The sequence below is a fragment of the Streptomyces sp. S6 genome, from assembly GCF_054880855.1.
On the sequence record NZ_JBTYMC010000011.1, the window covers coordinates 15656 to 28961 of the forward strand.

A 13306-nucleotide genomic window follows, 5' to 3' on the forward strand; every position below is an offset into this window, starting at 1 on the left:
CGTGGTTCGTCACGGGTGGATCGCCCGAGGTGGCTGCCACTCTCGCCATGAACCGTTCATGCCAGGGGAATGCGATGGTTAAGAGGAACCCAAGTGGGGTACCGCTTGGGGGGTTTCGGGTGATTCGTACGTGAACCGTAGGGAAAACCCTATGGCCCTTGAAGGCCTCTTTTCAGGGCTTCTCCCTCAGGGCTTCGCCGCCGCCCCCCGCTCCTTGAGCATCCCGGCCATCAGCTCGATCTCCGACTCCTGCGCCGCGACCATCCCCTGGGCCAGCCGCTTCTCCACGCCCACCGCGCACTTGGCGACACAGCCCTGAGCCATGTGCACCCCGCCCTTGTGGTGGGCGGTCATCAACTGGAGGAAGAAGACCTCCGCCTGCTTGCCGCTGAGTGAACGCAGCTTCTCCAGTTCGGTGTTGGTCGCCATGCCGGGCATCAGCGCGCCGTCCTTGCCGGAGGCCATGTCACCCATGCCCATCCAGGTCATCGGCGCCTGCGCGGACACCTTCGGCAGGCCCCACAGGTCCAACCAGCCGATCAGCATGCCGCGTTGGTTGGCCTGCGTCTGCGCGATGTCGTACGCGAGCCGCCGGACCTCCTCGTCGTCCGTGCGGTCGCGCACGATGTACGACATCTCAACCGCTTGCTGGTGGTGGACGGCCATGTCCCGCGCGAACCCCGCGTCCGCGGAGTCGGCCGCGGGCACCGGCAGGGTCTGCCCGGAGCCGTTGTCCTGCGCGACCGCGTACGTGATGCCGCCGGCCGCCAGCAGCGCCACCGCCGCAGCGCCGGTGACGAGTCCCGTGCCGAGCTTCACTGCGCCAGCCCGTTCGTGCACGCCGCGCCCGGCTCCGGGGTCTGCTCGCCCTGGACGAACTTCGCGAGGAACTTGTCCACGTCCGGGTCGGTCGCCGAGGTGGCCGTCCGCTGGTGGCCCCACGCCGTCAGCATGATCGGGTCGGCCTGCTTGTCGTCCGGGCTCATCAGCGTGTACGGCGTCTTCCTGACCTTCTCGGCCAGCGCGTCGACGTCCGCCTTCGGGGCCTTGTCGTTGTACGTCACCCAGACCGCGCCGTGCTCCAGCGAGTGCACGGCGTTCATGTCGTCCACGGGCTTCCGGTAGACGTCGCCGTTGCAGTTCATCCACACGGCCGCGTGGTCACCGCCGACGGGAGGGACGGTCGGGTAGACGACCTTCTTGGTCACATGCGTACGCCCCAACGTCCCCTTCCACGTCTTGACGCCGTCCGACCCGGCCTCGAACTTCCCCGAGGACTTGGCCTCGTCGACCGCCTTCGCCTCGTTGTCGTCCTTGCTCTTCTGGATCACGAAGACCCCACCGACCACCAGCCCGGCGACCACCACCACACTCCCCACGACCATCAGCAACCGATTACGCCGCTCCCTGGCCTTCTCGGCCCGCCGCATCTCCTCTATTCGCGCCTTGCGCTCGGAACTGCCGGTCTTGTCAGCGGAACCCATGGGTCTGTGTCCTTCTCGAAGGCGGGGACGGTGGGGGTGTTCGAGGTGTTCGAGCGGGCTGATCGTAATGCGGGAGGTGAGCGCCGGTGTAGAGATGTCATGGCCAAGGGACGGCTGGTTCGGAAGTGACGACGCGATACGCGCCCTATGCGCCGGAATGCTCGCTGCGGAAGCGGTGGCCTTCAGGGCTGACGACCTCGCCCGCACCCCCCGAACCACGGACGACCAGCTCCCACCCCGGCAACGCGACGTCCTCGCGACGGAACTCCGCGCACGCCGACGTCGTCCCGAGCGCCTCCCGGTAGAACCGCCGCGCCTCCTCGGGACGCCGGCAGCGCAGCGGCATCCGCACCGGCAGTCCCTGCCCGGTGCCCAGCGGGTCCAGCAGGGTCGCGATCCGGCCCCCGGGTCGAACGCCCACCCCGGGACACCGAAGAGGTGAGTGGCCGTCCCGTGCGGGTATTCGTGAGACGGGCGAGGCCGGGCATTACGGATGTCAGTCCGAACAGGCAAGATGGGTGGGACAGCGGTACACCTGGCGTACGTGAGGCGTTCAGGAGGGGGCCGGATGGGTGATCATGGTCCGCAACGCGTACGAAACGGTGTTGTGGTGTGATGCTCGGGTGCCCGACCGCCTCCCGAAGGGACGAGGGGCCGGCGGCCTGACCAGCAAGGATGGGGAAGCGGAAGATGGACAAGCAGCAGGAGTTCGTGCTCCGGACGTTGGAGGAGCGCGACATCCGGTTCGTACGTCTGTGGTTCACGGACGTGCTGGGCTTCCTCAAGTCCGTGGCGGTGGCCCCGGCCGAACTTGAGCAGGCGTTCGACGAGGGCATCGGCTTCGACGGCTCCGCCATCGAGGGCTTCGCCCGCGTGTACGAGTCCGACATGATCGCCAAGCCGGACCCGTCCACCTTCCAGGTCCTCCCCTGGCGCGCGGAAGCGCCCGGCACGGCCCGGATGTTCTGCGACATCCTCATGCCCGACGGCTCCCCGTCCTTCGCGGACCCCCGCTACGTCCTCAAGCGCGCCCTCGCCCGCGCCTCCGACCTGGGCTTCACCTTCTACACCCACCCCGAGATCGAGTTCTTCCTCCTGAAGGACCGCCCCCTCGACGGCACCCGTCCCACCCCCGCCGACAACTCCGGCTACTTCGACCACACCCCCCAGAACATCGGCATGGACTTCCGCCGCCAGGCGATCACCATGCTGGAGTCCATGGGCATCTCCGTCGAGTTCTCGCACCACGAGGGCGCCCCCGGCCAGCAGGAGATCGACCTCCGGTACGCCGACGCGCTCTCCACCGCCGACAACATCATGACGTTCCGCCTCGTCATGAAGCAGGTCGCGCTGGAGCAGGGCGTGCAGGCGACGTTCATGCCGAAGCCGTTCTCGGAACACCCCGGTTCCGGCATGCACACGCACCTCTCCCTCTTCGAGGGCGACCGCAACGCGTTCTACGAGTCCGGCTCCGAGTACCAGCTCTCCAAGGTCGGCCGCTCCTTCATCGCGGGCCTGCTGAAGCACGCGGCGGAGACGTCCGCGGTGACGAACCAGTGGGTCAACAGCTACAAGCGGATCTGGGGCGGCACATCGCGCACCGCCGGAGCCGGCGGCGAGGCCCCCTCCTACATCTGCTGGGGCCACAACAACCGCTCCGCCCTCGTCCGCGTCCCCATGTACAAGCCCGGCAAGACCGGCTCCGCCCGCATCGAGGTCCGCTCCCTGGACTCCGGCGCGAACCCGTACCTGGCGTACGCGCTGCTGCTCGCGGCCGGCCTGAAGGGCGTCGAGGAGGGCTACGAACTCCCCGCGGGCGCGGAGGACGACGTCTGGGCCCTCTCCGACGCCGAACGCCGCGCCATGGGCATCGAACCCCTCCCCCAGAACCTCGGCGAGGCCCTCTCCCTCATGGAACGCTCCGACCTCGTCGCCGAAACCCTCGGCGAGCATGTCTTCGACTTCTTCCTGCGGAACAAGCGGCAGGAGTGGGAGGAGTACCGGTCCGAGGTGACGGCGTTCGAGCTGCGGAAGAACTTGCCGGTGCTGTAAGGGCAGGTCAGGGCGGGTTTCCCGCCGGGCACACGAGTGGGGCCGACGGTTCGTGACCGTCGGCCCCGCGTCGTCTCAGTGCCCGTGGGCCGTCTGTGGGCCGTCCGGCGCCGGATCGGTGGCCGTGTACAGGTCGTTCACGGCGTTCCGGGCCCGCGCGTCGCTACTCGGCATGAGGTGCGTGTACACCCGCAGCGTGAACCCCGGATCGTTGTGCCCAAGGTAGTGGCTCAGCGCCTTGATGTTCTCCCCGGCGTTCAGCAGCACGGACGCGTAGAAGTGCCTCAGGGCGTGCATCCCGTGTTCGCGGGCCGCCTGGTGGCGCTCACCCTGCTTCGGCTCGGGTATCACGCCGGCCGCCACGAGGGCGGGCTTCCAAGCGCGGTCGTTGAAGTCGGTCCGCCGGACCGCGCCCGCGCCGTCGAGGCGGGTGAACAACAGCTTGCGCGTCACCATGCGGCCGTCCTTCCGCAGCCACGGCAGGGTGACCGGGACCGGCGGGAACTCCTTCATGTGGAGCTTGAGGACGTCCGCGACACGATCGGGCAGGGGGACGTCACGGAGCTTGTCCCGCTTCGGCGGGCCGAAGACGAGACCACCGGACGTCACCTTGACCTGGTTCACGATGTGCAGCCAGCCCGACTCCCAGTCGATCTCATCGACAGGCAGTCCGAAGATCTCCCCTTGCCGTAGGCCGCATCCCGCTCCAAGGTCGACCGCCGCGCGGAAGCGCTCCGGAAGCGCCTCTCGGACGCCGAAGACCCGTTCGGCCGTCCACGGCACCACGCGGCCGGTTCCCGGCGCGGGAGGGCGTACGGATTGCGCATGGCACGGGTTCTTGGCCAGGTGGCCGTCATCCACGGCCGCGTTGAGGATGGTCGACACGTTGTTGTAGATCACGCGCCGGTACGACGTCGCCGGTACGGCCTGCTCCAACGCGCTGAGCCAGTCGCGAATGTGCTCGGGCTTGAAGGAACCGAGGGGGCGTGACCCGAGGTAGGGGATCGCGTGGCCGCGAACCGAGGAGGTGACCGTCTCTCGGGTCGTGAGGTCGGTGGTCTGAGTCTTCAGCCACTTCTCGGCGTACTGCCGGAACGTCGTTCGACTGGCTTTCGGGTCGACGTAGTTGCCGCTGCCCATGTCGGTCTCGATCTTCGAGAGCCATTTCTCAGCGAGGCGCTTTTGTCCGTCGGGGTAGCTCTTGGACTTCTCGGTGCCGTCCGGGCCGATGTAGCGGGCGCGGTAGCGGAGGCCGGTGCCGTGGCGGTCGGTCTTGGTGCGGACGGTCTTGCCGTCTGCGGTGGTCTCGGTCTTGAACCAGCGGTCTTGGATGTGGCCAGCCATGGGGGCTGACTCCCTTCTCGGTAGCAGGGCGCGGCGGGCGTGGTGGGCGCCGCCGGGCCGGTTTTTGGGTGTGCTGGGCCGGGCCCGCTACTTGCTAGGGGCCTGGTCATCGGGGAGTTGGGTTGCTAGTGGGGTTGCTACCGGTAGCGGGTGGGGGTGCTACCGCTAGCGGGGCCGGGCGGGGCCGGGGTGGTTCCGGCGGGCTGGTTTCGGGGTGTGCCGGGTGGGCTCTGCTAGGTGCTAGGGGCCTGGTCAGTGGGGGGTTTGGGGCGCTAGGGGTGTTGCTAGACCTAGCGGGGCCGGGTGCTAGGTCTAGCGGGCCCACTGGGGGTGTTCCGGCGGGCGGGGTTCGGGCCTGTTTCGGGATGTGGTCGGGTGTGGTCGCTTGTTGCTTCCGTGCTGATCAGCGAGGGTCCGGGTTGCTATCGGGGTCGCTTGCGCAAGCGGGTCCTGTTGCTTGCGCAAGCGGGCTTCAGAGGGTGGTCAGGGAGGTGGTGACAGGGAGTGCCGGGTGTCTTCCTGAGGGGGTTTCGGGGGTGGTGGGGGTGTGCCTCCCTGCCTCCCTGAGGGGGTGTTAGTGCTGGCCAGATGGAGGGAGGCGGGTCAGGGAGGGGGTGAGGGAGTTCTCCCTGTCTCCCTTGGCCGACGGGGGTTGCCTCCCTGCGGGGCGGCGGCCCCCTTTACCCCCTCTACCGGGCTGGTCAGAGGCCGTTACCGGGGGCTCTACCGGGGTAGAGGGCTCCCCCTTACCCGGGGCCCGTGAGGACGGGCCGCGCGGGCGGTCCGGGGAGGAGTGCGGCCGGGGTCCGGGGTAGGGCCGGGGGGCTTTACCGGGGGCTCAGGCGGCGTCGTCGAGGGCGGTGCGCTCGTTCTCCCAGGCGTGGACGGCGGCGGGGTTGAAGCGGAGGTAGCGGCCGACGCGGAAGCCGGGCGGTCCGATGCGCTTGCGGCGCCAGGCGTAGACGGTTTCGACGCTCGGGAGGCTGAACATGGTGACCAGGTCCTCGGGGGTGAGGTAGCGGTCCGGGAGTCCGCCGCGCAGGGTGGCGCGGGGGTCGGCCGGCGGTTGGGTGGCCATGACGCTGGTTACTCCTCGTGTCCGGGGTGCGGTGCGTGGGAGTGGTGCCGGGTGGTCGTCCTAGAGAGCTGGCGATTCCAGCGTCCGCAGCATCCGCAGCGTCCGCACGGCGTGTTCGTGCAGGTCGGCGGGGGTGTGTGGTGCGGACGCTGATGCGGACGCTGCGGGTGCCGGACGGCTGTAGCGTCCGCAGCGGTGACGTGTCCGGGCCACTCGTGTGTGGCCCGGCCCGGCGGGTTGTCCGGTGACGTCAGTGCAGGTGGGGCGGGGGTTCGAGGTGCCCCGGCGGGGCCACCTCCGGCCACAGGGGGCCCTGTTCGGGTGCGGACGCTGCGGACGCCGGTTCGGGTTCGTCGGGTGCGCGGGAGAGGGTGAGGAGCTTGTGCCGGGTCCGGTCGCGGCTACGCTGCGTGTCGTCCACGGTGATCCCGACGGACCGCAGGAGCGGGGCGAGGCGCTTGACCCTGCCGCCCGCGCGGGTGGCGTCCACGGGCCAGTTCTTCGGCCTCACCAGCGGCATGGGGAGCGCTTCGAGCAGCTGCCCGGCGGTCCCCTGCCACGTGCCGGTCCGGTCGACGAGCGCGGCGATGGCCATGGCGAACGCGTCGCCTTCCATGGCGTCGGTGGCGACGTTCGCGGAGGTGGCCAGGTAGTCCCCGAGGGTGTTCCAGCCTTGGGTCCGGTCGACGGCCGCCAGCACGCGGGCGAAGTCCGCCATGCGCGGCATGCTGTCCAGTTTTATGGACGGCAGGACCGCCAGCACGCACGCCAGCACATCGAACAGGGCCCCGAGGACGGCGGGCCTCACCACGTCGAACGTGGCGTCGAGTTCCTCTTCGGAGCGGCGCCGGACGGAGTCGATGAGCTGGAGATCGAGCATCAGCACACGTTCCGCGAGGTCCCCCGCGAGCGTCCCGGCCTCGATGGTGGTCATGGCCAGCACGCGCCGGAAGGTGAGGACCACGACGTCGTCGTCGGTGAACAGGGCGCGCTCCACGACCCCGTCACCCGTCACGGCCTTGCACAGGGTGTCAGAGAGCCACGGCGGGATCGTGCTCACGTTGTCCAGGCACAGCGCCCACGAACTGAACGCCTGCCGCGACCACTCCTTGCCGTCACGCGGCTGACTGCGCTTCGCGGCCGGGGACGGGTCGATGAGATTGATGAACATCTGCGCGGCCTTGGACTTCCCCGTCCCCTGCTCCCCCTTGCACACCATGGCGGGGTGCGGGATGTCGGGAATCCACGCGGACACCAGCCACGCCACCAGCATCCGGAACGCGGACGTGTCCATGTTCAGCAGCGCGTGCAGCTTGGCCAGCCCGTCACCGTCCAGCACGGGTTCGGGCATCGGGGCCATGGCCCCGGAACGCCGGAACAGCACCGGGGCCTGGTCGACCACCTCCCACCCGAGCGGGGTGACGACGACCGCACGGCCGTCGGAGCTCCCCAGGTCGACGACCACCGCCCCGTCCGGGGCGCGTCCGACCCGCAGGTTCACGGGGACCGGGTCGGTGTCCGCCGCGATGCCTTCCAGCACCGTCATCGCGTCCGCGAGCGCGGACTGTGAGGCCACCTCGCCGGGCCAGGCGTCCGCGAACTGCCGGGCCAGGCGCTGGCGCAACCCGCCCTTGTTCCGCAGCGGCAGCGCGACGTTCGGCCCGGTGAGAGCGACCGCGTACGGGCGGCCGTCCGGGGACATCACGAACCGGTACTCCTCCCGCGCCATGGCCACGATCCGCGCGGCGGCCGGCGGCTTCTTGCCCCCCTCGGAGTCGGCGTGCGGGGACCGTACGGCCGGGGTGCGTACGGTCGTACGGGACGTGTCCGTACGGGGTGCGGTCTGCGCGTACGCACCCTTGTCGGGGGTGGGTGTACGCGAGGGCGTACGGGTCGATCCGTTCACCCGAGTGTTCACCTCGTTCATGCGTACACCGCCTCTCCGGCCGGGCCCGCACACGCCCGCACCGATCGACCTGCGGAGCGCAGGCAAGCGGGTCGGATCGACCCACGGCGGTCGACCGGTCCGCAGACCGGTCGGGCGACTCGCGGTGCGCTGTGACGCCGGGTGTGACGCGGGTCGTCACGCAGGTCAGGGGTAGATCCTTGGCCGATCGGGTCGGGCGTCCACACCGCCTCGAACACCGGCCGGTTGGCGTGGGCGAGTCGGGCCAGTACCGGCAGATCGACCGGGCGCACGACCGGCCCGGCCGGGTCGGCCCACCCCAGGATCAGCAGGGCGATCGAGAGCGGGAACCGGTCGGCCTTGGCCCGGTTGCAGTCGACACACGCCAGAACCAGCGAGCCGACCGACCACGACCGCCACAACGACTGAGGCACCACGTGATCGAACGTCGCCTCCCGCAGATCCGGGAACGGGCGGCGGCAGTACGCACAGCACCGCCCGTCCCGCCGCAGCAACTGCATCCGGCGAGTACGCCGCATGGCGGAGTTGAGCGCATGTCCCCGGCTCATGCCGCCTGCTCCATGTCGTCGGCGGTCAGCGCCCGCAGCGCGGTGGCACAGGCCCCCAGCACCGGCAACACCTGGTAACGCGGGACGTCCAGCCGCCGGGACACCTCCGTGATGTTCAGCCCCTGCCCGACGTGCAGCAGCAGGGCCCGCCGGGACACGCTGTCCATACGCAGGAGCGCCGCCCGCTGCGCCACGCTCATGCGCGCCAGCTCCTCGCGCTCCCACCTCTCCAGCGACTCCACCGGCACGGGGTCCGCCGACAACTCCGGGTTGTCGATCTGGATCAGCAGCAGCGCGGTCTCCACCAGCCGGTTGGCCGTCGGGTAACTGACGCCCATGTGCTCGGCCAGCCGCCGCATGGGCATGTCCTCCAGGCGCAGCAGCAGGGCTTCCCGCTCACGCTCCGGGAGCTTGGCCACCATGGCGTCCAGGTAGGCGGGCAGCGTCGTACGCGCGCATCCGGACGGCAGCACGGGGCACAGGGTGTTGCAGGTCACCGGGTCCGTGAAGTCCACCGGGTACTCCGTCGACGACCCGACACGGAAGTACTGGTGAACCTCCGTCTTGACCCGGCCGAACAGGAAGATCCGGCGCTCATCCGCGCTCAGCTCGTCGGCGGCCATGAGGGGCTTGGTGGTCTCCCGGGCGACACCCACCCACACGTTCTGTGTCAGGTCTTCGGCCAGCTCCCGCGCCCGGCCCGGGTGCATCCCGTAGTTCATCAGCTTGCGGGCCGTGTAGCTCTCCAGACGCCCACCGCCGAACTCCGCATACAGCTCGGCCAGCCGCGCCGACTGCTCCGGCGTGAGCGGGATGATCTCGCCCACCGCCAGCTTCCGCCCACCGGGACCATTGCCCCGGACGCCGGTCCGGTCGGCACTGCGTTCCGTCGTGGTTCCAGGCATGATGAACACACCCCTTCGAGGGTCGGGGAGCGGCTGACTGCTTGGCGGTAGGGAGCCGCTCCCTGCTTGCCCCCGGCTCTTGCCGGAGACCTTGCTTGTGCTGTGGTGCGATGGGTCAGGCGTAGAGGTGGCGGGCGGCAGCCTCACGCAGCGCGGTGTGCGCCACCCGCGCCCGCACCCCCGCCGTCTCCAACTCGGACTCCGGCACGTCCCCGACCGCCATGGCCGCGTCCACCGCGCTCTGAGCGAGTTCCAGAAGCCCCGCGTCGCAGGTGGCCATGTGGAGGGTGTCCATCGCCGACGTCACCGCAGAACGGGCCGCATACCGGGCGCTACGCGCTTCCGGGGTGTCCGCACGGCCCTCACGCCGGGCCGCGACCTTCAGATACTGCTGCTCCCGGTGACCGACCAACGCCGCCAGCAACGCCGGGACCGCCCTGGCAAGCGCCTGCCGACGCTGCTCCACCAACGCGACGCGGGCCGTACGGGCGGCCGTCAGGTGCTGCATCAGCCCCGCGACGACCGCCCCAGCGAGCGTGCCGACCACAGCGATAAGCGTTGCAAACACGATGGGTACACCCCTTCAGATAGAGGGCGGCTGCCTGATTGGTCTGGGCGCCACTCCCTGCTTTTCCTGGCTTTGACCAGGCGTTTTGCGGCTACTTCACCCCGTAGGGGGCGACTGCTTGATAACTAGCTTGCACTAGTCTGCTGTGGTGCACAAGTCCCGTGTTGTGATGCGCTCTAGTTCGCTGTGGTGGGTACCCTCAAGGCATGACTGTCACAGGTGGGCCCAAGCCGAAAGCCGTGCAGGTCGCGGACGCGCTTCGCGAAGAGATCAAGAGAATGAGGCCCGGCGACAAGCTTCCATCTCAGCGAGAGCTGACGGACCGATTCGGGTTCGCGAGCCAGACCGTGCAGAACGGCTTGGCCATGCTTCGGTCGGAGGGGCTGATCGTGTCGGCGGGGAACCTCGGCAACTTCGTGGGGGACGGGTCTGCTCCGGAGAACGATGTGCGCGGCGAGATCAATGAAATCCGCTCCCTGATTCAGACGTTGACTGAACGGGTGGAAGCGCTCGAAAAGCGTTCCATCGTGAGTGGTGCGTGATCTGCAACCAGCATGGAGGGAACAGGGTGCGACAGGTAAGTGACATCAAGGGGGCAGGTCGGAGCGCTGGGGACATGTCCTCTGTCCCCTCGATGTCCCCTTCCCTGTCCCCAGGTGTGAGGCGAGAGACTCGGCACGTGAGCACCCGAAGGAGGGGCGTATGAGCGACGGCAGGCCCGCGTGGGCACAGCGCATCGCGGCTGAGCGGATTGCGCGTGACTGGTCTCAGCGGGACGCGGTGAAGGCACTTCGCGCTCATGCTCAGGAAGAACTCCCGAGTGACGACAGCCTGATCCGGCAGTGGAAGCGGTGGGAGTCCGGGCAGCTCCCGAACGAGTTCTACCGACCGATCATCGCGGCAGTCTTCGGCACCGTGACGCACGCGCTCTTCCCCGCGCCGGCGCGGCGAGATGGCGGTAAGGAGATCCTGGCTGTGAGCGGTATGGAGACACTGGAGATCGTGAGCCGCCTCAACCGCTCCGATGTCGACACGGCCACGCTTGATGCTCTCCGCATCACCACGGATCGGCTGTGCTCGGAGTACCCGTACATGCCGAGTGCGCAACTCCTCATCGAGGGGCGCCAGTGGCTCCGGCGAGTCGTAGAGCTGCACTCCAAGAGCCTCACGCTCTCGCAGCACCGCGAGGTGCTGGCGCTCTCTGGATGGCTCGCGCTCTTGGTCGGGTGCGTGGAGTACGACATGGGTGAAAGGCACGCTGCCGAGTCGACACGTCGGGCAGCGCTCTCGCTCGCAACTGAGTCTGGCCATGCCGAAGTCGCTGGGTGGGCACATGAGATGCGAGCCTGGTTCGCGCTCACGACGGGCGACTATCGGGGGGTCATCGCGGCGGCTCAGGCGGGGACCGAGGTCGCCGCGCAACAGGGGGTGGCCGTCCAGCTTGCTGCCCAGGAAGCCAAGGCGTGGGCCCGGCTCGGGGACCGGCGGCGCGTTGAGGTCGCGCTCGATCGGGGGCGCAACTTGCTCGAAGAGATGCCCCACCCGGAGAACTTGGACAACCACTTCGTGGTGGACCCGGCGAAGTTCGACTTCTACGCCATGGACTGCTACCGCCTGGTGAGGGAGGACAAGTTGGCGCAGACGCTCGCTCGGGAAGTCCTCCGGGCTGGCACCGACTTCGACGGCACGGAGCGCTCCCCCATGCGCAACGCGGAAGCACGGGTCACTCTGGGCGTGACGGCCGCGCGTGAGGGCGACCTCGAACAGGCGCTCATCATGGGGGAGCAGGCTCTTGAGGGTGAACGGCAATCGGTGCCCTCTCTCATCATGACCAGCCGCGAACTGGCTGCTGAGATGCGGCAGAGGTACGCGACGGAGCCCGCAGCTCAGGACTACCTTGCCCACCTACGAGAGCTGGGGCAGGCGGCGCCGGGCTTCCTGCCTCAATGACAAGTTAGGTGCGGCTACGCCGCGCGACCTTTGGCAGCGACGGTGTCCGGAGGGTACGGGCGCCGTCGCGCGCGTTCGGCGGCGGACGGAGAAGAAGCCACCCGGCCCGGCGGGGTGGTCTCTTCTCACCCGTACAAGCAAGAAGAGCACCCCGTCCCGGCGCGGGGTGCTCTTCTTGCTTGTGGCTGTGACCGCCCTCGTCTTCGGGTCTTAGCGTCCGCAGCGTCCGCAACCCGTCCCCTTCTAAGAGTGGTCCTGACCAGCGGAAAGAGGCTCTTGGTAACGGAGCGTGCCCGGACGCTGCGGACGCTGGCGGACGCTAAACAAAATGTTTAGCGTCCGCATCAACAGTGCAGGTCAGAAGGCGTGCGAGAGGTCCGGCGGACGCTGCGGACGCTGTTTTCTCTTAATCTCTAGTAAGAGAAGAAGGAAGGTTCTTCAGCGGGGCGCGGTACGAACGGCCGTCTCCCGCCTGAAGAGCCATGGTGAGCCGCCCGGAACGGTAGAGGCCGGGAGTGCTTACCCATGCCAGCCGCCACCCCTTGGAAGGCATACGGGACGGCCTTCCAAGGGGGAAGAGTGCTCAACCCCGGCGGCGGGGCCCGCGCGAGCGCAGCGAGCTGCCAAGGGACGTGCGGCGTAGCCGCACCTTCTTGCTCTTCCCTGCCCGGCGATCCGGCGCGGCGGCCCGGTCCGATAGCGTCCCAGTGACGCCCCTCTCGAAGGCGCCCTACCGGCCGATTCTGGGGTCTGCCCAAGTGGGGCCGCTATCCGCTAACGTGCTGGTCACCTGAGGTTTTTGCCGCTATCGGGGTCGCTATCGTTAGCGACCCCTGCCGCTATCGATAGCGGCAGATCGGGCCCCGGGCTGGGCCGCCTGTGGGCCGTCCGAGGGGGACCAACGACGACAGACGACGACAGCTAACGACTGCCTCCGGTGCAGTTCAGAGGCGGGTTGCGGACTTCGCCCCTGGTCGGCTCAGCCGTCCGTCACTTCCTGCGGAACAAGCGGCAGGAGTGGGAGGAGTACCGGTCCGAGGTGACGGCGTTCGAGCTGCGGAAGAACTTGCCGGTGCTGTAAGGGCGGACATACGACAGCGGCCCACTTCTCGGTGGGCCGCTCTCGGTTTCCTCAGGCGGGCCCGGGGTCGAAGATCTCGTGTCCGCCGACCCGGCGCCAGATGACGTGTCGTTCGCCCGCGCGGAGTTCGTCGCCGTACTGCCAGGTGGCGCGTCCGTCAGGAGCCCACGTCATCTCCATGACCGGATGTTCGCCGTCAGGGAGGCGTACTCCTTGGACCGGCTTGACCCGGAGGCCGGGCCGGAACCGCCCGGTGGTCACGTCCGGTACGAACTTGTTCCGGACGGTGTCCTCGAACCGCTCCCGCTCCTGCGCGGTGAGCTTCCGGAAATCGCGGACGAACCGGGCGGTTGTCTCAAAGGTCGGCAA

At 68.8% G+C, this 13306-nt stretch carries 13 protein-coding genes and 1 pseudogene; 4 read left to right on the top strand and 10 right to left on the bottom strand.

What is annotated here, in order from left to right; genetic code table 11:
- Window positions 1-186: 186 nt before the first annotated feature.
- The 3 genes from ACVNF4_RS02970 to ACVNF4_RS02980 all read right to left on the bottom strand — a co-directional run bounded on the left by ACVNF4_RS02970 (window position 187) and on the right by ACVNF4_RS02980 (window position 1905).
- Window positions 187-819 (bottom strand): DUF305 domain-containing protein, encoded by a 633-nt coding sequence (locus ACVNF4_RS02970; protein WP_461801051.1) that lies wholly within the window; start codon window positions 817-819, stop codon window positions 187-189.
- On the bottom strand, window positions 816-1484 hold the full coding sequence (locus ACVNF4_RS02975) for a DUF3105 domain-containing protein (protein WP_461801052.1): 669 nt from the start codon (window positions 1482-1484) through the stop codon (window positions 816-818). The genes ACVNF4_RS02970 and ACVNF4_RS02975 overlap by 4 nt, the downstream gene beginning before the upstream one ends.
- 145 nt (window positions 1485-1629) lie before the next feature.
- A complete protein-coding gene (locus ACVNF4_RS02980) occupies window positions 1630-1905 on the bottom strand; it encodes a hypothetical protein (protein WP_461801053.1) in 276 nt (91 codons plus the stop codon).
- 269 nt (window positions 1906-2174) lie between these two features.
- Between ACVNF4_RS02980 and glnA the strand changes: the two genes are divergently transcribed.
- Window positions 2175-3536, top strand: a complete 1362-nt coding sequence (gene glnA / locus ACVNF4_RS02985) for a type I glutamate--ammonia ligase (RefSeq protein ID WP_461801054.1) — start codon at window positions 2175-2177, stop codon at window positions 3534-3536.
- A gap of 75 nt (window positions 3537-3611) precedes the next feature.
- Here glnA and ACVNF4_RS02990 read toward each other — a convergent pair whose 3' ends face one another.
- The 6 genes from ACVNF4_RS02990 to ACVNF4_RS03015 all read right to left on the bottom strand — a co-directional run bounded on the left by ACVNF4_RS02990 (window position 3612) and on the right by ACVNF4_RS03015 (window position 9885).
- Window positions 3612-4880, bottom strand: coding sequence for a tyrosine-type recombinase/integrase (locus tag ACVNF4_RS02990; protein ID WP_461801055.1), 1269 nt, complete (start codon window positions 4878-4880; stop codon window positions 3612-3614).
- An 838-nt stretch (window positions 4881-5718) separates the two neighbouring features.
- Window positions 5719-5958 carry a helix-turn-helix transcriptional regulator gene (locus tag ACVNF4_RS02995; RefSeq protein ID WP_461801056.1) on the bottom strand — a complete coding sequence of 80 codons (240 nt, stop codon included), beginning with the start codon at window positions 5956-5958 and terminating at the stop codon, window positions 5719-5721.
- Between the two features lie 250 nt (window positions 5959-6208).
- On the bottom strand, window positions 6209-7885 hold the full coding sequence (locus ACVNF4_RS03000) for an ATP-binding protein (protein ID WP_461801057.1): 1677 nt from the start codon (window positions 7883-7885) through the stop codon (window positions 6209-6211).
- Entirely contained in the window at window positions 7882-8433 is a 552-nt protein-coding gene (locus ACVNF4_RS03005) for an HNH endonuclease (protein ID WP_461801058.1), read from the bottom strand. Before ACVNF4_RS03005 ends, ACVNF4_RS03000 begins: the two co-directional genes overlap by 4 nt.
- Window positions 8430-9338, bottom strand: coding sequence for a sigma-70 family RNA polymerase sigma factor (locus ACVNF4_RS03010; RefSeq protein WP_461801059.1), 909 nt, complete (start codon window positions 9336-9338; stop codon window positions 8430-8432). The genes ACVNF4_RS03005 and ACVNF4_RS03010 overlap by 4 nt, the downstream gene beginning before the upstream one ends.
- Window positions 9339-9453: 115 nt before the next feature.
- A complete protein-coding gene (locus ACVNF4_RS03015; protein ID WP_461801060.1) occupies window positions 9454-9885 on the bottom strand; it encodes a hypothetical protein in 432 nt (143 codons plus the stop codon).
- Between the two features lie 227 nt (window positions 9886-10112).
- Between ACVNF4_RS03015 and ACVNF4_RS03020 the strand changes: the two genes are divergently transcribed.
- The 3 genes and pseudogenes from ACVNF4_RS03020 to ACVNF4_RS03030 form a co-directional block, all read left to right on the top strand.
- Entirely contained in the window at window positions 10113-10448 is a 336-nt protein-coding gene (locus tag ACVNF4_RS03020) for a GntR family transcriptional regulator (RefSeq protein ID WP_461801061.1), read from the top strand.
- A gap of 160 nt (window positions 10449-10608) precedes the next feature.
- Entirely contained in the window at window positions 10609-11856 is a 1248-nt protein-coding gene (locus ACVNF4_RS03025) for an XRE family transcriptional regulator (protein ID WP_461801062.1), read from the top strand.
- Between the two features lie 994 nt (window positions 11857-12850).
- Window positions 12851-12937 (top strand): annotated as a pseudogene (locus ACVNF4_RS03030) (glutamine synthetase); the annotation flags it as partial.
- Window positions 12938-12988: 51 nt separating this feature from the next.
- Here ACVNF4_RS03030 and ACVNF4_RS03035 read toward each other — a convergent pair.
- A complete protein-coding gene (locus ACVNF4_RS03035) occupies window positions 12989-13306 on the bottom strand; it encodes a hypothetical protein (protein ID WP_461801063.1) in 318 nt (105 codons plus the stop codon).